Here is a 25741-nt window from a genome sequence, read left to right as displayed (position 1 = left end):
AAGTAGACATCCAATGTCATAGTTTGCCCAAATTTCAGTTTGTTCTAATAATTCGGTTTATTGCTGCTCAGTTTGTTGCTGTTTAGTTTGTTATTGTTGGGTTTGTTGCCAATAACATAGCGATATTCGAGTTGTTCACCAGATTCGCTCTTTAAGGTTTGTATATGTCTCTTAAGTATCAAGTTGTACCTGTTACCTCTTTTTCTCAGAACTGCTCGATTGTGTGGTGTGATGAAACCATGGAAGGCATCGTTGTCGATCCGGGCGGTGATGTTCAACAACTCGCGGCTATCATTGAAGAACTCGGTGTTAAGGTTGTGAACTTGGTACTGACGCACGGTCACTTAGATCATGTTGGCGGTACGGTACCACTTGCTGAGATCTTGAAGGTTGAAATTGTGGGCCCGCATAAGGCAGACAACTTCTGGCTACAAGGTCTAGAGAATCAAAGTCAGATGTTTGGTTTCCCACTGTGTAAAGCTTTTGAACCAAACACTTGGTTAGAAGAGGGCGACAAAGTCACTTTTGGTAATCAAGTGATTGATGTGATTCACACGCCGGGCCACACGCCAGGTCACGTTGTACTGTTCAGTGAGCAAGCTCGTTTAGCGTTTGTGGGTGATGTGTTGTTTAACGGCGCAATTGGCCGTACTGACTTCCCACAAGGTGACTTCAATACGCTTATCGCTTCAATCAAGACTAAGCTTTGGCCACTAGGCAGTGACGTAACATTCGTTCCGGGCCATGGTCCTGAATCGACATTCGGTCGCGAGCGTGCATCAAACCCGTTCGTCGCAGATGAAATGCCTCTGTACTAATTAAATCTTTGATTTTCCAACCGATTATTTGTGTCGATTGATTGAAAATGAAGCTTAGCTTTTGTCCTGAAAGCTAAGCTTTTTTATTGTGTGTGAACTTACTGGTAAACCTTAATCAGAAAGACGTTCAGCGGCAGCCAAGTAGCGTCGAGCCAGCCCCACAAACTCTTCTCCACTCATATTCAAATCATGGGTTGATATGAAAATGTCATAACCGTGGAAGCCCCTTTGATATTTCATTCTGTTGGCAAGCATCGCCTGCAATCCAGAATAGTTTTTAATCACCGCGTTTGGACTGTTTGTCTCATTCGGTGAATCAAGGTTGTCCTGTGATTGGTTATCGTTGAAATTCACGTTGTCGGTATTCTGCGACTCTTTGTATTGGCTTAGTTCGACACAGCCACTTTCAGTACAACGCGCATGGTAATGCGATGAGTCGAGAACCATATCCTCAAAGTTGGACTCTTTGCCTGCTTGTTTGGCTCCTAAGTACAAAAGTGCTCGTTGGCTGAGCAATAATTCACAAGTTATTTTAGGGCAAATCGAATCGAGGTAGGGCGAGTAATCTTTTACTTTAATTCCGACCCAGGGCAGAGGTTGATGCCAACCATCTTGTTCATAAGTGCAAAGACCAATTTTTTGGATGTTACTCCATTTTAAAACCCAACCCCCTTTGTAAAAGTGCTGCTGAAAATGAGTCGGGGTAAGTGTGAACATCACTCGGCTGCGCAGCATCAAATAGTAGCCAGTTCCCAGAAGCGCAATACTGCAAAAAGCACCCACGATCAGTAACTTTGGATTGTCACTGTAGAGCGAAACGATCAAGCAAATGAAGCCTAAAATAATGGCGAGGATACGGTACGAGCGAGTGAATGAAGGCAAAGAGAAATTACTAAGGTGACGAGTGTCCATAGGTAACACCAAGTTTTCATATTTTTGTCTGGATGGATAACCAGTGTATATGACCCTGAATTGATAAGTCGATGTTTAAATAATAGACGCTAGTAGACAATATCGGTATTTTTCGTCGACTTTCGACGCTTCACTCTACAAATAGCTCCTGTTTTTTGGTATAAATCGCGCTTCAAATTTTCACCACTGCGAAAAGAGCAGTGAACTGGAGAAATATTCAATGAGACTTGCTCATAAGCGTAAGGTGCAGGCTAAACTGCAGAAACGCACTAAAGCGGCTGTAGTTAAAGCAGTGGCAACGCCGAAAAAAGCGAAGCCTGTCGCAGAGAAAGTTGTAGCAGAAAAAACTGTAGCAGCAAAACCAGCGGTAGAGAAAGCAGTAGCAGCAACTAAAGAAGTTGCAGTAGCACTGACTCCTAAGCAACAACAAGTTCTAGACATCGTTGTTAGCAATGCTGAAGGCATTAACCCTAAAGGTATCGGCCTAGAAGCTGGTCAAGAAGACGCGAAAGCAGCTTCATGGGCAACAGGCGCATTGAAAAAACTTCTTGAAGAAAACCTAGTAGCGAAAGAGCAGCTAGCAGGTAACAAGGTTATCTACAAAGCTATCTAATCCTGTGGGATTACATTCGCTTCGTTAAGTTTTTAAGCCTCGATTTTCGAGGCTTTTTTGTATCTGGCACATTATGCCAAGTCCGAGCCCAAATCCAAGCCTAAACCTAGGCTCTATAATCTCAATTCCAATTCGATATACGGCTTAACTGATTAGTGTTGTCTCGTGTCAGAGCTTCGAATCAGCAAGCACTAAATTAGGGCGTTAGCTAGGTAGATCAAGAGAGCAAAGCCTTGATTTTTTTCCCTAAAATACAGCAATGAATAGAGCTTCATCACGAAATGGCAATCAATTGTTAAGAGTATTTAATTATTAATACTTAGGTATTTATCAATACGCATTGCCTTGGTGAATATCCAAACTCCTTTGAAATCGACACTATTCAATCATCTCCTACGTAGTTCTACTTAATCCTTTGGTCTAATACGTAACTTTGTTAACGCCATGCGTGCGTGCTCTCCCTGATATCTTGTTGCCTCATCACGGTGCACTCTTATGTTGAATCATAAAAAATGCTCATAGAAAGAGTGTTAACCCAACAAAGGACGTGAACATGAGTCTCATTTCTAACTCCCTCACACGAGTTTTTAAAAACGTTGCAGTAACTGCTGCGGCTTGTTTAGCTTTGGTCGCTACTGGTGCTACAGCCGCTGATAAGGTTTACCGTTTAAAACTTGCGGAAACTTGGGGACCAAACTTCCCAGTTTTCGGTGATGCAACCAAAAACATGGCGGCGATGGCTGAGAAGATGTCGAATGGTCGACTGCAAATCAGAATCGATTCAGCAAACAAACACAAAGCACCTCTTGGCGTTTTTGACATGGTTAAGTCTGGTCAATACGACATGGGTCACTCAGGCTCTTACTACTGGAAAGGTAAAGTTCCAAACACTCTTTACTTCACTTCTATGCCTTTCGGTATGACGCCAGCAGAACAATACGCGTGGTTCTATCACGGTGGTGGTATGGAGTTAATGGAGCAGGTTTACTCTCCACATAACTTGATGTCTTTCCCTGGTGGTAACACGGATATCCAGATGGGGGGTTGGTTTCAAAAAGAGATCAACAGCGTTGAAGATCTACAAGGTCTGAAAATGCGAATCCCGGGCTTTGCAGGCGAGATTCTTGCTGAGCTAGGTGCTAAACCGACGAACATTGCCCCAGGTGAACTTTACACGTCTCTAGAGCGTCGCACGATTGATGCACTAGAGTGGGTAGGTCCATCGCTGGATTTACGAATGGGCTTCCACAAAATCGCGCCTTACTACTACACAGGTTGGCACGAGCCGGGTTCAGAGCTTCAATTCCTAGTGAACAAGCGTACATGGAACAAGCTGCCTGAAGACCTACAAGAAATCTTACGTGTTGCAATGCGTACTGCGGCTTACGACATGTACACACAAGCAACGCACGAAAGTGGTAAGAACTGGGTTTCAATGAAGACAGAATACCCAGATGTACAAGTGAAAGATTTCCCACCAGAGGTTATGTCTGCTCTGAAAGAAGCGAACGATCGCCTACTGGCTGCACATGCTGAGAAAGATGAGCTAGCAAAAGAGATTCAAGCTTCACAAGCAAGCTACCTAGAGCAAGTACGTTCATGGACGGATATTTCACATAGAGCTTATCTAAATAGCCAAGCGAAATAATCGACAGTTGTTGAATTGAATCTAAATGAACCCGAAGCTTTTCTTATTGAGTATTTAAGAGTGAATAAGCCGAGGGTTCATTTAAAACATAATAACTAAGCAGGATAAATCCTGTATTACGCTCAAGAACCTTTTCTACGTCCTACAGCTCGTTACCTCAGCTGCGCGATGTCTTTTCAAATTCCATGGAGTCGGGAATGCGAAGTCTAATTTATATTGAACGCCTGTTTAATCGTATCGGTGACGCACTGGGATGGCTTTCCAGTATGTTGTTTATTTTACTTATCGCCAACGTCGTGTATGACGTTGTCATGAGATATGCCTTCAACGATGTCTCTATCGCCTTCCAAGAGATGGAATGGCACCTTTTCTCCGCCGTTTTCCTACTCGGTGTTCCTTATGCCATCAAGGCTGGTGGCCATGTTCGAGTTGACGTGTTCTATGAGCAACTGAGCTTTAAAGCACAAGCGATTATTGACCTGCTTGGCACGCTTATCTTTCTACTTCCGTTTTGCCTGCTGGTGGCTTGGTTTGGTATCGATGTTGCCAAAGAGAGTTATGAACTGGGTGAAACCTCAGGCGATCCCGGTGGCCTGCCGTATCGCTGGATCATCAAAGCTATGATCCCGCTGTCATTCTTTTTGATGGCACTCAGTGGCGTAGGTTTGATCCTGCATTCACTGAATAAGATTTTTAATCCGCATCTTATCCATGCAAACAATATTCATACAAAAAACAAGTAGAGGCTGAACATGATTGGAATAGTAATGTTTTTCGTAGCCTTGTTTGCGCTTTTACTTGGCTTCCCAGTGGCGTTTACCTTTGGTGGTATCGCGTTAATCTTTGGTGTTTGGGCTGAGGGCATTGAAATGTTTGCCTTCATGCCATATCGAATTCAATCCATTATGGAAAACACGGTTCTGATGGCCGTTCCATTGTTTGTTTTTATGGGGCTCGTTCTACAAAAGACCAAGCTTGCTGAGCAGTTGCTTGAGTCTATGGGGCGACTGTTTGGCGGCGTTCGTGGTGGTATCGCGATTTCAACCGTATTAGTAGGTTCACTACTTGCGGCTTCTACTGGCGTGGTTGGTGCTTCTGTTGTTGCTATGGGACTTATCTCCCTACCTGTAATGCTCAAGTACAATTACGACAAAGGCTTAGCCTGCGGCACTATTTGTGCGTCTGGTACGCTAGGGCAGATCATTCCACCCTCCATCGTATTGATTCTATTGGGTGATGTTCTAGGTGTTCCTGTAGGCGACTTGTTCCAAGCTGCGATTTGGCCGGGCGTGATGCTGGTCGGCGCGTACATCGTTTATATCTTGATATACGCAAAGCTACACCCTGAAGCGGCTCAACCTATTGAACGTGATGACTCCATCAGCCGTAAGCAGGAAGTGTTTAATGCACTGAAAGCGATTCTTCCGCCTCTAGCGTTAATCATTGTTGTACTGGGCTCTATCTTCGCAGGTGTCGCTACGCCAACAGAGTCAGCCGCATTAGGTGGCGCGGGTGCGATGATACTTGCACTGCTTTACGGTCAATTTAGTTGGTCGATGGTGTACGAGGCGTCGAAAGAGACGGTGAAAGTAACGGCGATGGTATTTGCTATCTTGTTGGGTGCAACGGCATTCTCAATGGCGTTTACCTACACTGGTGGCGACTATCTGGTTGAAGAGTGGATGCTACAACTGCCAGGTGAAAAATGGGGCTTCCTGATCATTACCATGCTGGTGATTCTGATTCTGGGTTTCTTCATCGACTTCGTAGAGATCTGTTTCATCATCGTGCCGATCATTGCGCCAGTTGCTGAACTGATGGGCATCAACATGACATGGTTCGCTATCCTTATTGCGATGAACCTACAAACTTCCTTCTTAACGCCGCCATTTGGTTTTAGTTTGTTCTATTTAAAAGGCGTAGCACCGAAAGGCGTGACGACTAAGGACATCTACCGAGGTGTGATGCCGTTCATTCTGATTCAAATCCTCGTACTTGGATCACTTCTCGCTTTCCCATCTTTCTATGGAATGTGAGTGAAGCCAAGAATGTGAATGATATGTTTCGACGGCTATCTATAAATTGCTAAAGTAAAACGGCTTATTGATGTTCAGTAAGCCGTTTTTTGTGAGGGAAAGGAATGCCTCTAAAAGCCAAGCTGATTTTGCTGACGTTGCTCCCGTTGCTGCTGGTAACGGCGAGTATTAGTTGGATCTCGCTGCACCAGACTAAGACGTTAGGCGCTAAAGAAGTCGAGATCTTTAGAGACAGCCTAATCAAGTCGCGTGAAAACGCCCTCAAAGACACGGTTGATCTCGCGTTCGACGCCATAGAACACGTCTATAACGATCCAAATATCCAAGAAGCCCAAGCCAAAAAAAAAGTTCGAACCATATTGTCTAAACTTAGATATGGCTCTGATGGGTACTTCTTCGCATACGATCGCCTCGGGACCAACTTGGTTCATCCAATTCAGCCAGAATTGATAGGCCAAAACCTACTCCAACTGCAAGATGAAGATGGCGATTTTCTGATAGAGGCTCTGTTAAGAGAAGCGCAAACCGGAGGCGGGTTTCACCAGTATTTGTGGCAAAAACCGTCGACGGGTGAGGTGGTGTCTAAGCTGAGCTACGCCGCTTGGTTAGAGCGTTGGGACTGGATGATTGGCACCGGCTTGTATATTGAAGACGTACACCAAGAAGTGGCTTCGATGCAGGCTGCGATAAATAAGAATATTGAAACCACGTTCTTTTCGATTGTGGTGATTTTGAGCGTAACGGTCGCGGTCATCATCGTGCTGACCTTGGCTATTAACATGCATGAACATCGGATTGCTGATAACAACTTAAAGGAGCTGGCGCATAAGACGGTGATGTTCCAAGAAGACGAGAAGAAGCATCTAGCGCGTGAGTTGCATGATGGTATTAACCAATTATTAGTGTCGAGTCGTTGCCATTTGGAACTGCTCGGTAATAAGCTACAAAATGAAGACCTTAAAGCACATTTGAATAAGTCGCAGCATTCACTGATGCGAGCGATCGAAGAAGTGAGGCACATCTCGCATCAACTTCGTCCAAGTTCATTGGATGACATAGGCTTAGAAGCGGCATTGTCTTCATTACTGTTAGATTTTCAGGCGCACTCGGGCATAGAAGTCGAGACCATGTTTGCTACTCAACCTGGTAAGTTAAAATCAGAGGCGGCGACGACCCTATATCGAGTCGTGCAAGAGTCGCTGAATAATATAGAAAAACATGCACAAGCGACCAAAGTAACGGTTATCGCTCAGCAAATTGGTAATGTGTTGCAACTACTGATTCAAGATAACGGTGTCGGTTTCAACACCTATAAAGCGATGGAAAAACGAGGGATCGGGCTGCGTAACATGAGAGAGCGAGTGGAGTTCATCGGTGGTGACTTTGAATTGATGAGTGAGATTGGCCTCGGAACGGAAATTACAGTGTTACTGACACTAGAGGGATTAATGAATGAGTGAAGTTATTCGAGTTGTGATTGCTGACGATCACCAAGTGGTACTGGATGGCTTTATGGCGAGATTGGAACTCGAGCCAGATATTAGCGTGATAGGTACGGCCAGCAATGGACTAGAAGCGGTAGAGGTCGTTAAGTCTCTGCGCCCTGATGTGGTGTTGATGGATATCAGCATGCCTATCATGAATGGCATTGATGCCACCCATCTGATTAAAGAAGAAGACCCAGAAGCCAAGGTCCTGATGCTGACCATGCATAACAACCGTGAATACATCATGAAGGTGATGCAGTCGGGTGCTGTCGGTTACATGTTGAAAGAGATTTCGGCTGAAAAAATGGTACAGGCAATCAAAACGGTCAATCAAGGATCGACCTATTTCTGTGAAAAAGTCACGCAGAATTTGTTTACTCAGCCGATTACTCCCACGCCATCTGTCAAGAATCCATTGAGCAGACGTGAAGAGGCTGTGCTGAAATTAGTCGCAAAAGGGGAGAGCAGTAAAGAGGTCGCAAAGGCGCTGAATATCAGCTATCGAACGGTAGAAACCCATAGGCAAAATATTAAGCATAAGCTCGATATTCACTCTACGGCAGAGCTTGCTAAATATGCGGTCAGCTCCGGGCTTGTGGACTGATCTTACGCTAAATAACGTTAAATGTGTAATTTAATTACTAAATGTGTAATTTACGCCTCCTTTATGGAGGTTTTTTTAGTATTTTTGCGACAGGTTGATATTCTTCTTTTCGAAATTTAAGCGCCGAATGCAATGTTGCAAACTGTACGCTGCAAATTAGAGAGGAAGCATGGAGCCTGTAAAAGATAGGTATAGTATTGAAAATACCGATTATACAGTAGGACAAGATAACGTTCAGAAATGGGGTTTTGATGTTCATAACCCAGTATTTGGAATCAGTGCAGGGGCGATCATTATCTTCCTGTTGGCACTTCTAGTCGCAGACCCTGAAACCGCAAAAGCGGCGCTTGATGGAATCAAATGGAAAGTCATTGGTAACTTCGATGGTTTCTTCATGTGGGCAGCAAACATCTTCGTAATTTTCTGTTTTGCCCTCATTGTCTCCCCGTATGGCAAGATACGTATTGGTGGCAATGATGCCAAAGCAGAGCACTCAAACCTATCTTGGATGTCGATGTTATTCGCCGCAGGAATGGGTATTGGCTTAATGTTCTGGGGTGTTGCTGAGCCAGTAGCTTATTTCACTGGCTGGTATGAAACACCACTAGGTGTTGAAGCTTACTCTCCTGAAGCGGCGAAGTTGGCTCTTGGTGCAACCATCTACAACTGGGGTCTGCACGGTTGGGCGATTTACGCGGTTGTTGCTCTAGCGCTTGCCTTCTTCACCTTCAATAAAGGTTTACCTCTATCAATCCGCTCTATTTTCTACCCTATCTTGGGTGATAGAACTTGGGGTTGGTTTGGTCATATTGTTGATATCGTCGCTGTGCTTGCAACGCTATTTGGCCTTGCAACTTCATTGGGCTTAGGTGCTCAACAAGCGACCAGTGGTATTAACCATGTATTTGGTACCGATGGCGGTATTGGCATGCAGCTGATTGTTATCGCAGTGGTTACTTTCTTAGCGACAATGTCCGTGGTTCGTGGCATCAACGGTGGTGTAAAGCTTCTGAGTAATGTGAACATGCTGGTTGCTTTGGGCTTACTTATCTTCGTTACCATCGCTGGTGGCATGGCGGGTATTAAAGCAATCCCAACCGCGCTAATGGGCTACATTGAAAACTTCATTCCCTTAAGCAATCCTCACGGTCGTGATGACGAAACGTGGATGCAAGGTTGGACGGTATTCTACTGGGCGTGGTGGATGTCTTGGTCACCATTCGTAGGCATGTTCATCGCTCGTATCTCTAAAGGTCGAACGATTCGTGAATTCATCGTTGCTGTATTGTTCATCCCAACGACAGTAATCATCATCTGGATGGCTATTTTCGGTGGCATCGCGATTGATCAAGTGGCGAACAAGGTGGGCGAGATTGGTGTGAATGGTCTGCAAGATATTACACTTTCTCTTTTCCATACTTACGATGCTCTGCCAATGAGCTCTGTGCTTTCAGTGGTATCGATTGGTTTGATTATGGTGTTCTTTATCACCTCTTCTGATTCAGGCTCATTGGTTATCGATAGCATTACCTCTGGCGGTAAAGTGGATGCACCGGTTCCACAACGTGTATTTTGGGCGTTGATGGGCGGCGCGATTGCAGCGGTTCTACTATGGGTTGGTGGTACGGAATCTATTCAAGCACTGCAAGCTGGAACGGTATCGATGGCGCTACCATTTGCCTTCATATTATTGCTTATGTGCCTAAGCTTATTGCTAGGTTTACGAACTGAAAATCAATTGGTTAAGCACCAAAATGCTTTGAGTTAAAAGTATTTTTGATAAAAAGGTCGACAGGGTCGACCTTTTTTTCGTCATAAGCTTGAGTAATTACGTGAATATTGTTTGAAATTCCATCGAACCGATTCTAGTTTACTGAAAACAACAAGTTAACCTGCTAAACTTCAGACATCCAAGTATTTGAATTATTGTGACAACAGCTTGTACTACTTGGATCGTAGGTTCGAGTTTGTAATTAAGTCGCAGGTAAGTAAGGAATACGAGGTCAATAGACCCTAATAGAATTCCGTAGAGAGGGATGATGACTAAAGGTATAGATAAATACAGTATCGACAGTACGGATTACACTGTCGGTCAAGATAACGTCCAAAAATGGGGTTTTGATGTTCATAACCCAGTATTTGGTATTAGTGCGGGACTTATCGCTTTGTTCCTGATCGGTGTTCTTATTACAGATACCGCTTCAGCAAAGGCTGCGCTAGATGGCGTTAAAGGCCAGATTATCAATTCGTTTGATTGGCTTTTCATCTGGTCGGGTAATATTTTCGTAATTTTCTGCTTAGGTTTGATTGTTTCTCCGTACGGCAAAATCCGCCTTGGTGGTGTTGATGCGACGGCAGATTACTCATTCTTCTCTTGGCTATCGATGCTGTTTGCCGCAGGTATGGGTATCGGCTTGATGTTCTGGAGTGTGGCAGAGCCAGCGGCTTACTTCACGGGTTGGTTTGAAACTCCGTTAGGTGTTGAACCAAACACACCAGAAGCTGCAAAACTGGCATTGGGCGCAACCATGTATCACTGGGGTCTACACCCTTGGGCGATTTATGGCGTAGTAGCACTGTCACTTGCGTTTTTCTCTTACAACAAGGGATTGCCTCTTTCTATCCGTTCTATCTTTTACCCAATTTTAGGTGATAGAGCTTGGGGCTGGGCAGGTCACATTGTTGATATTCTTGCTGTACTTGCAACGCTATTTGGTCTGGCGACATCGTTAGGTCTTGGTGCACAACAAGCGGCAAGTGGTATTCAGCATGTATTCGGCATTGAAGCGGGCTTAGGTCTACAAGTTATTGTGATTACAGCGGTGACTTTATTGGCGGTAGTATCAGTACTTCGTGGTATTGATGGTGGCGTTAAAGTTATCAGTAACATCAACATGTTGGTGGCTTTCCTACTGCTTATCTTAGTGGCTCTAATCGGCTACGCGGTGACTTTAGGTTCTATCCCAACGACATTGATGGCATACATTGAAAACATCATTCCGTTGAGTAACCCTCACGGTCGTGAAGATGAAACGTGGATGCACGGTTGGACTGTATTCTACTGGGCTTGGTGGATCTCATGGTCTCCATTCGTAGGTATGTTTATCGCACGTGTTTCTAAAGGTCGTACCGTTCGTGAGTTCATCACAGCAGTACTGATTGTACCGACTACAGTGACTATCATTTGGATGTCAGTATTCGGTGGCATGGCGATTGACCAAATCGTGAATAACGTTGGTATTCTTGGTCAAGACGGCCTAACGGATGTATCACTAGCAATGTTCCAAATGTTTGATGCACTGCCGTTCGGGACTCTGCTTTCAATCATTGCGGTTGTATTGGTTCTAGTCTTCTTCATTACATCGTCTGACTCAGGCTCTCTAGTAATCGACAGCATCACCGCGGGTGGTAAAGTTGATACGCCTGTGCCTCAACGTGTGTTCTGGGCGTTCCTAGAAGGTGCGATTGCTGTGGCTCTATTGTGGGTTGGTGGTACTGAAGCAGTACAAGCTCTACAAGCGGGTGCAATCTCTACAGCATTGCCATTCACCATCATTCTATTACTGATGTGTGTGAGCTTGCTAATGGGTATGCGTACAGAAAAGCGCTAGGCTTTTTAAGCTGAAATCTACTGCCTTTTTTGTTTCCTCTTTACCGTGTTTTCTTGTCTCTTTTTAACATGTGAAGTGCGATAAAAATACTAATAACCGTAGAGATAATGCCGCCTTAAATTTGGCGACAAGCCAAGGAATTGACATTAGGTAAGCTTATGGTTTGCTTAAAATTATATTCCGATATTAAATTATAAAATTGCTCGAATTTAATACTGATATTGGGTAGTATGCGCGGGATTTCCCACCACTCGTGAAACTTTGACATGAAACTAACACTAAAGCAGAAGTTGATAGGTGCTAGCCTATCTGCTGTTGTCGTTATGGCTACAGCGTTGACTTGGTTATCAGCAAACCAATTATTTGAACAGACTCGTAATGGCGTATACCTACGAGCTGAAAGCGTATCTGAAGCAGCATCTGAAGGTATTAAAAACTGGATTGATATCCGTACTGATATCGCATCAGCATTTAATGACTTTTCACGAGAGGATGATGTTGTTCCTTTCCTTAGACAAGCTCGTGTAGCGGGTGGCTTTGACGATATCTTTTTAGGTACTCCAGAAGGTGGAATGTACCGTTCACATCCTGAACGTAATCGTGCAGATTACGACCCTCGTCAACGTCCTTGGTACCAAGAAGCAAACGCTGCAGGTAAGCAAATCATTACTACGGCTTACCAAGATGCAATCACCAAAGCACTTCTAGTAACGATCGCAGAACCTGTTCGCCACAACGGCCAACTTGTTGGTGTTGTTGGTGCAGACGTACTGATCGACCAGTTGGTTAACGATGTAATCAGCCTTGATGTTGGTGACAACGCTTACGCAATGCTAATTGATGCCTCTGACGGCACATTCCTAGCACACCCAGATTCAGCACTAAGCTTGAAGCCGGTAAGCCAGCTTTCAAACGATATCTCTATGCCTATCATCGAAAACGCAGTGCGTACGGGTAGCATCGAGATCATCAAAGAGCGCGGCGCAGACAAGCTGCTTTACTTCACGAAGGTGCCTAACACTAACTGGATCTTCGCGGTTCAGATGGACAAAGCAACAGAAGAAGCGAACCACTCAACGCTACTTACTCAGCTGATCATCACTGCTGTCATTATTACGCTCATCGTAATCGTACTTGTGTCTTGGTTAGTAAGCTTCCTATTCCGCGACCTAAACCGCGTTTCAGCAGCACTTGAAGAAATTGCTTCAGGTGAGGGCGATCTTACTCAACGCCTTGAGCCTAAGAGCGACGACGAAATTGGTCAGCTTGCAGCAAACTTCAACCGTTTTGTGGGCAACATGCACACCATGGTGATCAAGCTAAGCGAAGTATCTGCTGCGCTGGGCAACCAAGCGCGTCAAACGGCTTCTCAAGCTGAAGAACGTAGTGCTCGTATCCAAATGCAACAAGACGAGATCAACATGGTAGCAACAGCCGTTAACGAAATGGCTGCAGCAACACAAGAGATCGCAGGTAACGCAGACCATACTGCACAGAACTCATCTGAAGCGGTTGGCGCGTGTGAGCACGGTACTGGTCAAGTGACACAGACTCAAAGCTCTATCCAAAACCTTGCTCAAGAAGTTCAAATCGCAACCAACGTGATTCTCGAGCTTGAAGAGCACGGCAACAGCATCAACGCTATCTTGTCTAACATTCAAGGTATTGCAGAACAAACGAACCTACTTGCACTTAACGCCGCTATTGAAGCAGCACGTGCCGGTGAGCAAGGTCGTGGTTTCGCAGTAGTAGCGGATGAAGTTCGAGTTCTGAGCCAACGTACACACGGTTCAACGCAAGAAATTCAACAAACGATTGAGTTGCTGCAAGGTACAACAGGCAAAGCGGTTAACATCATGAACGATAGCCGTACACTTGCTGAAACCAGTGTTGATGACGCGAACTCAGCGGCTGCAAGCCTAACGCAAATCCATGCTGCTGTTGAACGCATCAGTGACATGGCAACACAGATTGCTTCTGCTGCAGAAGAGCAAGCGTCAGTAACGTCTGAGATTACTCGTAACACTGAAGGAATCCGTGACGTATCTAACGAGCTAGCAGACGAAGCACACCAAGCTGCAGAGCAAGCTGCGCAGCTTTCTGAACTGTCTCACGAGCTAGAAAGCGAAATCAGCCGCTTCAAGCTGTAATCGAAGCCAATATAACAAAGCCCCGACTTAGGTTGGGGCTTTGATGTATCTGTACCATCTAGACTAACGAGTTATTTAAACTCAAACTTGCCCTTCATAATTGCCCAGTGGCCCGGGAATGAACATAGGAAAGAGTAGTCGCCACCGGCTGTCATTTTCTCTGTGCTGAAAGTGATTGAGGTTGACTCGCCACCACCGATAACACGAGTGAAGGCGTAAACGCGGCTGTCGTCAGGTTTTACGTAGTTATTGTCGATACCTGCCGACATACCATCGATGCCTACTGCTTGTAGCGACGCAGTGTCTGTTATAACGACGTTGTGACCCATTGATTGGGCTGGCATAGAACCAGTATGGTTTAGCGTCAGCTTCACTTCTTTACAGCTCGCTGGAACGCTTAATGTGTCAGTTGAAAATTTCATTTGATCACTAGCATCAATCGATACTTCACATTCCGAGCTCGCTTGAGCGGTAAAGCTAGCACCTACAAGCGCTATCGTTGTTGCGATTAATCGTAAAGACATACACTGTTCTCCATTATTTTAGGGGGAGGTTATTCCATGAGGTTGATTGATACGTATTATCCTAGAAAGATGATCATAGTAATGTGCTACGACTTGAATTGTGTGCAACTCGTTGCTTTGTAAATGGTAAGTTTTTGTAGGAAAGGGCAAAACTAATCAGCGCATGAACAACCGTTTAGGGGGGAATGGTTGCTCGAGACTAGAATCGCAGACAACAAAAAGCCCGAGTATAAACTCGGGCTTAGAATGGTTTTCTTTACAACTTATGAGGAGCTAGATTGCCTGACGAAGTTGGAAATAACGTCCTGCTTCGTTTAACAGCGTTTCATGAGAACCGTGCTCAACAATCTCGCCTTGTTCAATCAGAACGATCGAATCCATCGATTCCAGACCAATCAAACGGTGCGTAATGAAGATAACCGTCTTGCCTTCAAAGTGCTTCTCGAACAGCGTCATGATGCTGTGTTCTGTTTGCTTATCTAAGCCTTCTGTTGGCTCATCGAGAAGCAGGATAGGGGCATCATGAAGAATCGCGCGTGCGATACCAATACGGCGCTTCTCACCCCCAGACAGTTGACGACCACCGTCACCTAACCAGCTATCAAGTGCATTATTCTCAAGCAGCTTTTCTAGGCCAACATCTCTTAGGATATTTGCTAAGTGATCATCGGTCGCTTCTGGTCTTGCAATCAACAAGTTGTCACGCAAAGTACCATTTAGAATGTCGACACGTTGGCTTACTACACTGATTGATTCACGAAGCTGCGATTCATTCCACTGCGTCAGTTCAATACCTGCGATTGAGATGTAGCCCTTTTTAGGATCCCAGTAGCGAGTTAGAAGCTGAATCAGAGTCGATTTGCCCGAACCCGTTTGGCCAACAATCGCAACCTTGTGAGTCGCAGGAATCGTTAGGTCAACTGCGTTCAGAACACTGCGCTCAGAATCAGGGTAGTTGAACGTCACATTTGAGAACGTAATATCCAGCGGCTTGCTGATGTCGAGTTTCTCTTCAGCAAACTTAACTTCAGGCTCTGACAGAATAACCTCATTCAAGCGACGTGCTGAAGACAGGGTTTGACCTAAGTGCTGGAACGCGCCTGCGATAGGCATCAGCAGTTCAAAACTTGCCATGGTTGCGAATGCCATTAGCGCGATGAACGGGTCTGGTGCATTACCACCTACGCCGTCTGCTGCAAGCCAAAGCATAAGAACAAGCGTCAGACCGTTGAACAGCATTAGCGCAGCTGAAGCCATACCGGTTAGGTTAGCATTCACAAACTGATTCGCCATCAGCTTGCGTTGCGTCTCTAGAATGGCATTACGGTAACGCTCTTCAGCACCAAACAGAGTCAGTTCGCTGTAGCCTTCAATCCAATCTAGCGTTGTCACACGAAGATCCGCTTTGTTCTGTGTCAGCTCACCACCGTTACGTTTACCCAATTTGTAGAACAAGATTGGCCAAACCAACAGCATGATCAGAAGGATAGAACCTAAGATTAAACCTAGTGAGCTATCGAACCACATTAAGAACAGAGTCAGGAAGAAAATCCCGAACACACCCACCGTCACAGGGCTTACTAAGCGCAGGTACACGTGATCCATCGCGTCTACATCAGCAACCAAACGGTTGAGAAGGTCAGCATCACGAAGGTTTGAGATACGACCTGGGATCAGCGGAGCCAGCTTCTTGAAGAAGAAGATACGCAGATCAGTTAATAGCTTGAATGTCGCATTGTGGCTGACAACACGTTCACCCCAACGACCCGCAGTGCGGCTCATTGCCAAACCACGCACACCACCACCCGGTAGCATGTAGTTGAAGGTTTCACGTGCAATTGTAAGGCCTGCAACCGCAGAAGCTGAAATGAACCAGCCTGATAGCGTTAACAAGCCGATAGAAGCCGACAGAGTAGCGAAAGCCAATAGCATGCCTAGCGATAGGCCAAACCAATGCTTTTTATAGAGTTTCAGGTAAGGCAGTAAATCACGCATCTAAATTACCCTTATTATCTTGTTGAGCTAAGTTCGCGTTCAGCATCTCTTCAAACAAACCACCCGCAGTTGAAAGCTGAGAGTAATGACCTTGTTCAACCAGACCACCATCGCGCATCACCAGAATATTATCGACTGATTTAAGAGGAGCGAGTTGGTGCGTCACAAGCAGGGCAGTGCGGCTTTCAATATTGCTATTGATGCCTTTCATCACTAACTGTTCGCTACGAGTATCTAGGCTGGCAGTGGGTTCATCTAATAACCAGAACTGACCGTCTTGAATCATTGCACGAGCCAAAGCTAAACGCTGAGATTGACCAACAGACAGGCCGCCAGAGCGATCAGAAATCATATAATCCAAGCCGTGCTCGTTAACGAACTCGCTAGCAAATGATTGCTCAAGTGCATTCTCGACAACTTGGTCAGCAATATCGTGCTTACCTAGAGTGACGTTGTCACGAATGCTGCCGTGCAGTAGCAACGGGTTTTGACCAACCCAGCTAATGGTTTTACGCCAAGAGGCTAAGTCGAGGTCACGCAATTCAATACCATTGATTTTCAAGCTTCCTTCATAAGGCATGAAACCAAGGATAGCGTTGATCAAACTCGTTTTACCCGCACCGCTTGGGCCAACTAACGCAGTCGATTGGCGAGTGTTCAGTGCGAACGAGATAGGTCCAACTAATTGAACACCTTCAGGGCTTAACACTTTTAGGTCGGTAGCTTCAATATTGATGCCTTGAGCTGAATCGAGTTGAGTGTTGCCTGATTTAACCTTAGTGATGTCTGTTTCTAGGAACTCGACAATACTTTCGGCTGCGCCAACCGCTTGTTGCTTCGCGTGGTAGAAAGTACCTAAATCACGCAGAGGTTGGTAAAACTCTGGCGCTAAGATAAGGATAAACAAACCAGCGAATAGCGTAATACCTGCACCGTAGTGGCCGAAGTTCAGCTCACCAATGTAGGTGAAACCAAAGTAAACCGCGGTCATCGCGATAGAGATCGACGTGAAGAACTCAAGTACCGCAGAAGACAAGAAAGCGATTTTCAACACATCCATGGTGCGCGTTCTGAACACTTCAGATGCACCTTTCAATACTTCTGTTTCAGCGTTGGTGCGGTCAAATAGACGAATAGTCGTCATTGACTGCAAACGGTCGTAAAAGTGACCAGAAAGACGCTGCAGCGCTTTGAAGTTTTTACGGTTGGCATCGGCCGCTTTCATACCAACAAGTGCCATGAACATCGGTACCAGTGGAGCCGTAATCAAGAAGATCAGTCCCGCTGCCCAGTTTACTGGGAACACCACAACCAAAATAATGAATGGAATCATTACCGACAGAGACATCTGAGGCAGGTAACGAGAGAAGAAGTCTTGCATGTCTTCTACTTGTTCTAGCAACAGCGTTGCCCACGTACCGGCAGGTTTACCTTTAATGTAAGCAGGGCCTAACTCACGTAATTTATCTAGGATGAGTTGCCTGATGTAGACACGGATTTGTTCACCACAGCGATAACCTGCGATTTCACGTCCCCATGTACAGCCAGCACGGCCAACGACCGATAATGCCAAGCCTGCGAAATGACCAACCAGTTCAGATTTATCGACATTCTCTATGATCAGCTGGTGAAGAATAGAGGCGAGAAGAGCTGCTTGAGCAATTAAGAACACGCTTGAAAGTACGCCAAGGCTAATCGCAATCATAAGCCAGCGTTTCGCTAACTTACTCTGTTGCTTAAGCCACTTGTTCAAGCTGCGTTGTTTTTTCTTATCCATTATGAAGGCTTAATGATAATTATTATTTGTTGAGGGCGGCTAGTATACAAAAGAAAGCCCAGTGGATATACCACTGGGCTCTAGGGATTTACAACAAAATGTGATGACGCCCTGCATCTACTGAGGCGAGAGCACCGATAATCAAATCTGCAATCTCAGATTTACTTATCGTTAAGGCCATCTAGGAAGCGTTCAGCATCCAGTGCAGCCATACAACCTGTACCAGCAGAAGTGATTGCTTGGCGGTAGTTGTGGTCCATTACGTCACCCGCAGCGAATACGCCAGGGATGCTGGTTTGTGTTGCGTTACCTTCAAGACCAGACTGAACGATGATGTAGTCATCTTTCATGTCGACTTGGCCTTTGAAGATTTCAGTGTTTGGTTGGTGACCGATAGCAATGAATGCGCCCATTACCTCGATGTCTTCTGTCTTATCAGACTGAGTATCTTTAATGCGAACGCCCGTTACGCCCATATCGTCGCCCAGAACTTCGTCTAGCGTGCGGTCAGTGTGAAGAACAATGTTGCCGTTCTCTACTTTGTCCATTAAACGCTTCACTAGAATCTTTTCAGCGCGGAACGTGTCACGACGGTGAACAAGGTGAACTTCAGACGCGATGTTAGATAGGTAAAGTGCTTCTTCAACAGCGGTGTTACCACCACCAACAACCGCTACTTTTTGGTTGCGGTAGAAGAAACCGTCACACGTTGCACAAGCAGAAACACCACGGCCTTTGAATGCTTCTTCAGAATCTAAACCTAGGTACTTAGCCGATGCACCCGTTGAGATGATCAATGCATCACACGTGTACTCGCCAGAATCGCCTTTAAGACGGAAAGGGCGGTTTGATAGATCGACTTCGTTAATGTGGTCGAACAGGATCTCTGTTTCAAAGCGCTCTGCGTGCTCTTTCATGCGATCCATTAAAGCTGGACCCGTTAAACCTTCAGCATCACCCGGCCAGTTTTCCACTTCTGTAGTGGTTGTAAGCTGACCACCTTGCTGCATACCGGTAACCAGTACTGGGTTTAGGTTTGCACGAGCAGCGTAAACTGCAGCTGTATAGCCAGCAGGGCCAGAACCAAGAATCAATAAATTACAGTGCTTTACGTCGCTCATGAGGACTCCGAAATTGAAATTGTTTTTATTTATAATCGCTTAGGATTGTATGGAAAATATGGAGGCAATAAAAGGTTAAACAAGGGCTGAAGTGTAATTAATCGTTATAGTTTAGAACTTAATGGAGACAAACGTTTTCGTGGCTGGAAGAGTCAGTGAGAACTTCCCAAGGTTTAACGTGTGGTGGGGAGGTCAGCACTATCGCTAGTTAGGGGCCTTCAAAAGCTAGTGGAGGAGTGAGCATGTTATAGTGCTCAGAGAGTATGTAGGCTTTGAAGTTTATAATTAAGAGTACAAAAAACACTCGAACTCGAGGGTTCGGGCAACTTTTGGGGTTGGAAAGTCGCTTACAGAAGCGTCTAGCCCTATTGGTTCAGGACAGTTAAACAAAAGTGCTTTAAATACACAAGGCGTAGAGAAAGGCCAACCATAAACCAAACCGATCAGAGCTTTAATTTCGAGTGATAACTTGTGGCCAAAAAGCCGAACTAACTAAGTAGAACGACTCTTTGATATTGACTCTTGGTTATCAAAATTACATGTTGGTTTGATTGTGACCTACCGCTAATTCCGAGGTGATCTTGTCCATCATGTCATAAACTGGACCTTGGACACCCATTGAATCAGCTTCGAGGGATGACTTTAAAACCGTTTCACCGGTATTACTATCAATAAGGTGCAATCTCATATACGACAGATGGTTACCTAGGTCCCAATAATATCTATAAGTAAACTTGGCGATATAAGTTCGCTTCTGGTTTGTTGAATTGCCATTCCAAATTAATGCCGTACTACTGAGAAGCGCCTGAACGCTATCTATTGTTTCTTGTGGTGTCTCAACGCCATTTTGCAACAAAAATCCTGTGGCAATGTTCGGAGATACAGCGAAGTTTAAGCCTTGAGGTAGCGAACCGATTCTATTAGCCATCGCGACTGTATTTGCCGTGCTGACGACTACACCTACCGCTTCAAAGTCGGTATTTGTTACAGGTCCTCCTGAGTTCCCTGGAGAGATCGGGGCCGTAATTTGTATGTTGCTAGTGTTACCATCAAATCCATACAAACTGCTTATATTACCCGTTGTCAGTCTTGCATAATCGCCCAGCATAGAAGAGAGCGGGTAACCCGATACGTAAATACTATTTCCAACTTCAGCTGTAGCGAATTTTATTGATTTCAAATCACCGCTGTCTGCCTTGAGGAGGGCTAGATCATTATGTTCATCAGTAGCAATAACAGTAGCCGGAATGTTCTTACCTGCATAACTGATAGTAATGTCATCTAAATCCTTTATTACATGGTAATTGGTGAGCCATTTGTTTTCAGCCACCAAGAAACCGCTACCAGTGCCTGATTGCGCAAAATGCTTGCCGCCATGACCAAGTTCTGATGAGATTTGTTTATCTTCTAAATACTTCAAGATAACCGGACCAACACCAAGTCGATCCTCAACCGCGTCACTTTCAATCACAACATGAATGTTATTGTTACCTACAGCAGTGTTATCCACAATGGCTACTTGCGATGACACACACCCCATTAAAGACAAAGACACCATACATAACAAAAGTAACTTTTTCACGAACATCTCCAAAACAAAAAAGGGGCAGAATTCTACCATTAACCTCATGGTTGTTTGATTGATCATTCGTTTCAAAATGCTACGAAAAAGCTCGAAGTAGCTAGATAGTGTATTAGAAAAACAACGGGTAGGAATTAGCACATCAGTGCCGGAATCTACATTTTTAAAGCACTTTATTATCAAGCTCTCTAGGTTAACTCAAATACGAGTCTTAACTGATACTAGGAGAACACACCACAAACTGAATTGGAATTGAGAAAGGCGTAACCTTAAAAGAAAGTAATTGTTACTTAAGAGCGGCCGAGTTCCCCCCGAACTCGACCTGTTCCAGACGCGCAAGCAAAGGCGTTTGGTTTCTGGCGTACTTATAAATTAACCAATTTCAGTTTGTTGTGTAAATAATCAATAGCTTGGCAATTGATAGGTAGGTCGTATTTCGCTGTGCAAAAGCATAGAAATGAATGATGGCGAGCGTGACGCCTGAGCTCATGTAAGGAGGTTGGCGTATTGACGCTAAAGGGCTGACACAATATGAAACTTAGCTTTCCAGTGGATAATATCGTTATATTTAAATTTATAGGGATTTATAACTAGCTAGTGGAGTGTGCTAGTTTTAAGAGTTGGTCATCTTTTATTCTGGTGTTATACACTGCTTTTTGATTTCGGGTTGGATTTAGTGTCTGAATTATTAAATCTGACGGGATAAATGATTGTTTAATGTTGATTTGACAAGATCTTCAAGTATCCTTTATGTAAACAAAACGTTAAATATCAAAAGTAAATTAACAATCATTAAGGAGTCGATGATGTTACATGCTCACGAAAATACCCTACATATTACCCACCTCAGTAACCACGCGGTTAAGGAGTTGTCACCTTCATTCTCTAAGCTACCAAGCACAGAGCATGCGGATGGCCAGTTCCGATTGAGAAGGTACTCAGTGGTTCAATTCAGTAATGGACAAGTCGTAGAGCTAGACAAACATAACTTTGTTCAGTCTGAAGACATTAATCACTTTCAAGGTGACGTTGTTCGCCAATTCGAGCCAATTGAAGCACCAATCCTAAGCAGCGAAGGCATGCAAGAGATGTGTGAACTGTTTATTGAAACCAATGGGCTTGAAGACGGGCAAGAAATCGAAATCCACCAAATTCGTATCGCTGCCATTTTTGAAGAGACACAGGTTGCGCCAGAAGGTGTTCACCAAGATGGCTTCGACCACATCGCTTTAATTGGTGTTAACCGTCATAACATTGTGGGTGGCGAGATCATGCTGTACCAAGATTCACATGAAGCACCATTCTTTAGAAAAGTGCTTGAAGACGGTGAAGTAGCAATGCTGGCCGACAGCAAGCTTTGGCACAACGCACAGCCGATTCGTACCATAGACCACGATGAGATGGGCTATATGGATGTGTTTGTTCTAACTGCTAAGGATGCGCGCAATGTCCTTCACTCTTAATGATGTGCGCCAGCAGTTTAGCGCGCTAGGCCAATACCATAACGGTAAGCCTGTGACCTTTTTTGATGGGCCGGGTGGCTCTCAGGTTCCTGAAAATGTTTTGGCGTCCATGACGGAATACCTCGGGCACTTTAATTCAAACCTAGGCGGTCATTACTTTTCTAGCCAAAAGACTACAAGCTTAATGCAGCAAGCGAGAGAAGCAGCACAAGCGCTACTCAATGCTGAGTCTTCTGGCAACGTTGTGTTCGGTGCGAACATGACTTCGCTGACCTTCCAACTGAGCCGAGCGATCAGCCGCGATTGGAAAGAGGGCGATGAAGTTATTGTCACTGCGTTAGACCATTACTCGAATGTATCAAGCTGGCAGCAAGCCGCAGACGACAAGGGCGCTATTGTTCGTCAAGTTCGTGTAGATGAGTCGGATTGCAGCCTAGACATGGCGCACTTTGAGTCTCTGTTGAACGAGAAAACCAAGCTTGTCGCGGTGACGTTTGCTTCGAACACCACAGGTTCGATTGTCGATATGGCGAAAGTTATCGAGCTTGCACATCAGCACGGTGCGCAGGTTTATGTGGATGCTGTGCATTATGCTCCTCATCACTTGATCGATGTTCAACAACTGAATTGCGATTTCTTAGCGTGTTCGGCTTATAAGTTCTTCGGCCCGCATGTAGGTATTGCTTACATTGCACCTCAATGGCTGCATACGTTAAAGCCTTACAAGGTAGAGCCTGCCACTAACATTGGTCCAGGCCGATTTGAAACTGGAACACAAAGTTTCGAAGGCCTAGCGGGTGTGATTGCGGCGGTGGATTACTTAGCGCAGTTTGGTGAGCCAACAGATTCACTGCGTTCTCGTTTAGAGCAAAGCTACGCGCTTTATAACAAGCATGAAAGCCAGCTTAGTGAGTACTTCCTTAAACGCTTGTCTGATCTCGAAGGGGCAAAGCTTTACGGGAAAACAGAGTTTGACTCGAATCTAAGAACGCCAACATTTGCCATCACCTTTGATAATCACTCTCCAGAGTTTATCGCTAAGAAGCTGGGCGAGCATAATATCTGTGTGTGGAATGGACACTTCTACGCGCTAGGTTTGGTGAAGCAGCTGGGTATCGAAGAGCAGGGCGTGGTGCGTATTGGTTGTATGCATTACAACTCGATTGAAGAGATCGACTTGCTGTTCAATGTGCTTGAAGGGATCTTGCGAAGCCATTAGCAGAAGTAATTAGCACTAAATCGCGACAGAATTAGAAAAGAGCATACTTCTCTCATGAATATTGAGTAGGAAGTATGCTCTTTTTCATTTCACCGCGCTTATTGAGTTAGCGCCAGTGACTTAATCAAGACAGCGATTCGACTAAGAAAGCTGCTCAACAATGGCGACACCCACTGCGTGTGCGCTGGTTGGGTTCTGGCCTGTAATGACTCGCTCATCAACAATCACAAGCTCTTGCCAAGGTTGAACCTTGTTGAAACGTGCTGCGCCACGAGCAAGTGACTCTTCTAGTAGGAATGGAATGTCGTTGATGGTGCCAAAGTCGATCTCTTCTTCACGTGTAAAGCCAGTCACCGATTTAGAGCTTAGTAGCTTCTCACCGTTGCTTAGTACGATAGGAAGTAGGGCTGCTGGGCCGTGACATACTGCTGCGACAATACCACCATCTTCATAATGCTTTGCTGCGATGCTAGCGAACTGTTCATTGGTTGCTAAGTCTGAAAGCAAACCGAATCCACCTGGGTAGAAGATAGCGTCGTAGCTTTCAGCATTGATTTGGCTTACTGGAATCGTGTTGTTAATGCGGTTTTGGAAATCATCATCCGCCAAGATATCAGCGTTAACTGTATCTCCCTCAATATCCGTTCCGTAGAGCGGGGCTTTGCCACCATTGATAGAAGCGATGTCGTATTCATATCCAGCAGCCATGATCTCTTTCAGAGCGTGGGTAAGTTCTGGAGCGTAAGTACCGTTAGCTTGGTCTGTATCGCCAAGTGTTGCGTGGTTCGTTACTGGAATTAGTATTTTTTTCATGATTCATCCCTTTGAGCTGCTGTTTTTCTATTTAGGTGCTGACGCTTTTCGTTAAGCACTGATGTTGTTCGTTAGGTGCTAACGCTTAGTGCTAGGTATCGTGTTGTTACTTAGCTATCGCCGTCTTGTTGTATCTAATACTAGTTCCAAACCGATTAGGTGATAATATGCTAAACAGGCAAAACATTGTTGCTATATAGCAAAGATAAAATGCGAGTAGATTATGTATGGATAGCTTTGAAGGGATTAATGAATTTGTTGCGGTCGCTGAGTGTCACGGCTTTTCAGCGGCCGCTAAACAGCTAGGTTGCAGTACCAGCCATGTGAGTCGGCAGGTTTCAAGGTTGGAAGAGAGAGTGGGAGTGGCCCTGCTTGCGCGTTCAACACGGATGGTGAGCCTGACTGAATCGGGCCACACTTATTACCAACAGTGCAAAGACTTGGTGATTGGGCTACAACAGGCCAATGAACAAGTCACGTCTCAACAAACTCAGCTTAGCGGTACTCTGCGTGTGAGTGCGGCAGGTGCATTTGCAGAGAACCATGTCGCGGCAGCGCTGATGGAATTTGCCAAAGATCACCCCGATCTGACTATCGAAATGAACTTCAATACTAAGATGGTGAACTTCATCGAAGATGGTATCGACTTTGCCATTCGTTATGGTCGATTAGACGATTCAGGGCTGGTGGCAAGAAAGCTGGTTGATCGCCCGATGGCAGCGGCAGCAAGCAAAGATTACATTGCTGAGTTTGGTGCTCCAGCGAATCCAGAACAACTCAAGCTGCACAGCTGTATTATCGCCAACAGTGACCAGTGGTTGTTCGAGAACGATGGAAATCCGCTAACCGCAGTCAGAGTTCATGGCCGTTGGAAAAGCAACAATTCAAGCGCTGTACTGAAAGCTTGCGAAGAGGGGCTTGGCATCGTTTATCTTCCTAAAAGCAGTTTCAATGGCAGTCTTAGCAATGGAAAACTCGTCCCTGTGTTAGAAGAGTATTGGGGAGCGGGCACAAGCAGTTGGATTGTTTATCAGAACCGTCGTTTTCTTCCACAGAGAGCACGGTTAGCTATCGACTTCTTAGTCTCATATTTCTCTGATTGGAATGAATAGTTCGTAGGTTTAAAGAATAGTGCGCAGGTTTAAAAGAATAGCGAACAGGATTTGAAGTGGTTGGGAGCGGATTCTTTCATCAGTTCAAGGCCAAAAGTAGAAAAAGATAATGGTTACATTGGTATAGGTTATCTATTTCTGTTTTTTGACGCGAATAATGGGATTGAGATGCTTGTCTACTTTTACTAACTCGTGTTAGCAATTGAGTTGTAGAGAAGGCCGCAACAGTACGATATACTAGATGGCATATTAATGT

The 25741-nt window shown here is 45.0% G+C and carries 20 protein-coding genes; 13 read left to right on the top strand and 7 right to left on the bottom strand.

Features of this window, described 5'->3' with window-relative positions:
• The first annotated feature begins 164 nt into the window (after positions 1–164).
• Positions 165–818 carry an MBL fold metallo-hydrolase gene (locus AB4585_RS04590; protein ID WP_017060954.1) on the top strand — a complete coding sequence of 218 codons (654 nt, stop codon included), beginning with the start codon at positions 165–167 and terminating at the stop codon, positions 816–818.
• A 111-nt stretch (positions 819–929) separates the two neighbouring features.
• Here AB4585_RS04590 and AB4585_RS04585 read toward each other — a convergent pair whose 3' ends face one another.
• The gene (locus tag AB4585_RS04585; RefSeq protein ID WP_017060955.1) at positions 930–1730 is read right to left on the bottom strand and encodes a DUF2982 domain-containing protein; all 801 of its coding nucleotides are present in this window, start codon (positions 1728–1730) and stop codon (positions 930–932) included.
• Between the two features lie 220 nt (positions 1731–1950).
• Here AB4585_RS04585 and AB4585_RS04580 point away from each other — a divergent pair, with 220 nt between their 5' ends.
• The 9 genes from AB4585_RS04580 (at position 1951) to AB4585_RS04540 (ending at position 13879) form a co-directional block, all read left to right on the top strand.
• On the top strand, positions 1951–2343 hold the full coding sequence (locus AB4585_RS04580) for a hypothetical protein (protein ID WP_017060956.1): 393 nt from the start codon (positions 1951–1953) through the stop codon (positions 2341–2343).
• A gap of 553 nt (positions 2344–2896) precedes the next feature.
• Positions 2897–3991, top strand: a complete 1095-nt coding sequence (locus AB4585_RS04575) for a TRAP transporter substrate-binding protein (RefSeq protein WP_017060957.1) — start codon at positions 2897–2899, stop codon at positions 3989–3991.
• Between the two features lie 197 nt (positions 3992–4188).
• A complete protein-coding gene (locus AB4585_RS04570) occupies positions 4189–4734 on the top strand; it encodes a TRAP transporter small permease subunit (protein ID WP_017060958.1) in 546 nt (181 codons plus the stop codon).
• 9 nt (positions 4735–4743) lie between these two features.
• Positions 4744–6027 (top strand): TRAP transporter large permease subunit, encoded by a 1284-nt coding sequence (locus AB4585_RS04565; RefSeq protein WP_029235146.1) that lies wholly within the window; start codon positions 4744–4746, stop codon positions 6025–6027.
• A 104-nt stretch (positions 6028–6131) separates the two neighbouring features.
• The gene (locus tag AB4585_RS04560) at positions 6132–7487 is read left to right on the top strand and encodes a cache domain-containing protein (protein WP_017063573.1); all 1356 of its coding nucleotides are present in this window, start codon (positions 6132–6134) and stop codon (positions 7485–7487) included.
• Positions 7480–8118 carry a response regulator transcription factor gene (locus AB4585_RS04555; protein ID WP_017060961.1) on the top strand — a complete coding sequence of 213 codons (639 nt, stop codon included), beginning with the start codon at positions 7480–7482 and terminating at the stop codon, positions 8116–8118. The genes AB4585_RS04560 and AB4585_RS04555 overlap by 8 nt, the downstream gene beginning before the upstream one ends.
• 169 nt (positions 8119–8287) lie before the next feature.
• Positions 8288–9886 carry a BCCT family transporter gene (locus AB4585_RS04550; protein WP_017066829.1) on the top strand — a complete coding sequence of 533 codons (1599 nt, stop codon included), beginning with the start codon at positions 8288–8290 and terminating at the stop codon, positions 9884–9886.
• Between the two features lie 271 nt (positions 9887–10157).
• On the top strand, positions 10158–11729 hold the full coding sequence (locus AB4585_RS04545) for a BCCT family transporter (RefSeq protein ID WP_017060963.1): 1572 nt from the start codon (positions 10158–10160) through the stop codon (positions 11727–11729).
• 266 nt (positions 11730–11995) lie between these two features.
• A complete protein-coding gene (locus tag AB4585_RS04540; RefSeq protein ID WP_017066828.1) occupies positions 11996–13879 on the top strand; it encodes a methyl-accepting chemotaxis protein in 1884 nt (627 codons plus the stop codon).
• A gap of 71 nt (positions 13880–13950) precedes the next feature.
• Here AB4585_RS04540 and azu read toward each other — a convergent pair whose 3' ends face one another.
• The 5 genes from azu to AB4585_RS04515 all read right to left on the bottom strand — a co-directional run bounded on the left by azu (position 13951) and on the right by AB4585_RS04515 (position 20878).
• Positions 13951–14403, bottom strand: coding sequence for an azurin (azu, locus tag AB4585_RS04535; protein WP_017063577.1), 453 nt, complete (start codon positions 14401–14403; stop codon positions 13951–13953).
• A gap of 273 nt (positions 14404–14676) precedes the next feature.
• On the bottom strand, positions 14677–16398 hold the full coding sequence (gene cydC, locus AB4585_RS04530; protein ID WP_372169381.1) for a heme ABC transporter ATP-binding protein/permease CydC: 1722 nt from the start codon (positions 16396–16398) through the stop codon (positions 14677–14679).
• Positions 16391–18175 (bottom strand): heme ABC transporter permease/ATP-binding protein CydD, encoded by a 1785-nt coding sequence (cydD, locus tag AB4585_RS04525; RefSeq protein ID WP_004733399.1) that lies wholly within the window; start codon positions 18173–18175, stop codon positions 16391–16393. The genes cydC and cydD overlap by 8 nt, the downstream gene beginning before the upstream one ends.
• A gap of 161 nt (positions 18176–18336) precedes the next feature.
• Entirely contained in the window at positions 18337–19296 is a 960-nt protein-coding gene (gene trxB / locus AB4585_RS04520) for a thioredoxin-disulfide reductase (RefSeq protein ID WP_004733400.1), read from the bottom strand.
• Between the two features lie 535 nt (positions 19297–19831).
• A complete protein-coding gene (locus AB4585_RS04515) occupies positions 19832–20878 on the bottom strand; it encodes a S1C family serine protease (protein ID WP_372155508.1) in 1047 nt (348 codons plus the stop codon).
• Between the two features lie 806 nt (positions 20879–21684).
• On the opposite strand from AB4585_RS04515, the gene AB4585_RS04510 reads away from it, so the two are divergent.
• Both AB4585_RS04510 and AB4585_RS04505 read left to right on the top strand, forming a co-directional pair.
• Complete coding sequence (locus AB4585_RS04510; protein WP_372169404.1) at positions 21685–22341, top strand: 2OG-Fe dioxygenase family protein; 657 nt, start codon at positions 21685–21687, stop codon at positions 22339–22341.
• Positions 22325–23560 (top strand): cysteine desulfurase-like protein, encoded by a 1236-nt coding sequence (locus tag AB4585_RS04505; protein ID WP_048669267.1) that lies wholly within the window; start codon positions 22325–22327, stop codon positions 23558–23560. Before AB4585_RS04510 ends, AB4585_RS04505 begins: the two co-directional genes overlap by 17 nt.
• A 141-nt stretch (positions 23561–23701) precedes the next feature.
• Here the strand turns inward: AB4585_RS04505 and AB4585_RS04500 are convergent, their stop codons facing one another.
• Entirely contained in the window at positions 23702–24373 is a 672-nt protein-coding gene (locus AB4585_RS04500; RefSeq protein WP_372169380.1) for a type 1 glutamine amidotransferase domain-containing protein, read from the bottom strand.
• A gap of 227 nt (positions 24374–24600) precedes the next feature.
• Between AB4585_RS04500 and AB4585_RS04495 the strand changes: the two genes are divergently transcribed.
• A complete protein-coding gene (locus tag AB4585_RS04495; RefSeq protein WP_136982288.1) occupies positions 24601–25485 on the top strand; it encodes a LysR family transcriptional regulator in 885 nt (294 codons plus the stop codon).
• The last annotated feature ends 256 nt before the right edge of the window (positions 25486–25741 follow it).

It is taken from the genome of Vibrio sp. 10N.222.49.C9 (assembly GCF_041474985.1).
In the GTDB taxonomy this organism is placed as follows: Bacteria; Pseudomonadota; Gammaproteobacteria; order Enterobacterales; family Vibrionaceae; genus Vibrio; species Vibrio crassostreae_C.
This window is presented reverse-complemented; position numbering and strand designations above follow the sequence as displayed.

What these genes read in the sequence shown, in the direction of transcription:
- AB4585_RS04565 (WP_029235146.1), top strand. Translation starts at nt 4,744, where the DNA reads ATGATTGGAATAGTAATGTTTTTCGTAGCCTTGTTTGCGCTTTTACTT.
- AB4585_RS04590 (WP_017060954.1), top strand. Translation starts at nt 165, where the DNA reads ATGTCTCTTAAGTATCAAGTTGTACCTGTTACCTCTTTTTCTCAGAAC.
- AB4585_RS04580 (WP_017060956.1), top strand. Translation starts at nt 1,951, where the DNA reads ATGAGACTTGCTCATAAGCGTAAGGTGCAGGCTAAACTGCAGAAACGC.
- azu (WP_017063577.1), bottom strand. Translation starts at nt 14,403, where the DNA reads ATGTCTTTACGATTAATCGCAACAACGATAGCGCTTGTAGGTGCTAGC.
- AB4585_RS04500 (WP_372169380.1), bottom strand. Translation starts at nt 24,373, where the DNA reads ATGAAAAAAATACTAATTCCAGTAACGAACCACGCAACACTTGGCGAT.
- cydD (WP_004733399.1), bottom strand. Translation starts at nt 18,175, where the DNA reads ATGGATAAGAAAAAACAACGCAGCTTGAACAAGTGGCTTAAGCAACAG.
- AB4585_RS04545 (WP_017060963.1), top strand. Translation starts at nt 10,158, where the DNA reads ATGACTAAAGGTATAGATAAATACAGTATCGACAGTACGGATTACACT.
- cydC (WP_372169381.1), bottom strand. Translation starts at nt 16,398, where the DNA reads ATGCGTGATTTACTGCCTTACCTGAAACTCTATAAAAAGCATTGGTTT.
- AB4585_RS04540 (WP_017066828.1), top strand. Translation starts at nt 11,996, where the DNA reads ATGAAACTAACACTAAAGCAGAAGTTGATAGGTGCTAGCCTATCTGCT.
- AB4585_RS04585 (WP_017060955.1), bottom strand. Translation starts at nt 1,730, where the DNA reads ATGGACACTCGTCACCTTAGTAATTTCTCTTTGCCTTCATTCACTCGC.
- trxB (WP_004733400.1), bottom strand. Translation starts at nt 19,296, where the DNA reads ATGAGCGACGTAAAGCACTGTAATTTATTGATTCTTGGTTCTGGCCCT.
- AB4585_RS04575 (WP_017060957.1), top strand. Translation starts at nt 2,897, where the DNA reads ATGAGTCTCATTTCTAACTCCCTCACACGAGTTTTTAAAAACGTTGCA.
- AB4585_RS04550 (WP_017066829.1), top strand. Translation starts at nt 8,288, where the DNA reads ATGGAGCCTGTAAAAGATAGGTATAGTATTGAAAATACCGATTATACA.
- AB4585_RS04570 (WP_017060958.1), top strand. Translation starts at nt 4,189, where the DNA reads ATGCGAAGTCTAATTTATATTGAACGCCTGTTTAATCGTATCGGTGAC.
- AB4585_RS04560 (WP_017063573.1), top strand. Translation starts at nt 6,132, where the DNA reads ATGCCTCTAAAAGCCAAGCTGATTTTGCTGACGTTGCTCCCGTTGCTG.
- AB4585_RS04510 (WP_372169404.1), top strand. Translation starts at nt 21,685, where the DNA reads ATGTTACATGCTCACGAAAATACCCTACATATTACCCACCTCAGTAAC.
- AB4585_RS04495 (WP_136982288.1), top strand. Translation starts at nt 24,601, where the DNA reads ATGGATAGCTTTGAAGGGATTAATGAATTTGTTGCGGTCGCTGAGTGT.
- AB4585_RS04555 (WP_017060961.1), top strand. Translation starts at nt 7,480, where the DNA reads ATGAGTGAAGTTATTCGAGTTGTGATTGCTGACGATCACCAAGTGGTA.
- AB4585_RS04505 (WP_048669267.1), top strand. Translation starts at nt 22,325, where the DNA reads ATGTCCTTCACTCTTAATGATGTGCGCCAGCAGTTTAGCGCGCTAGGC.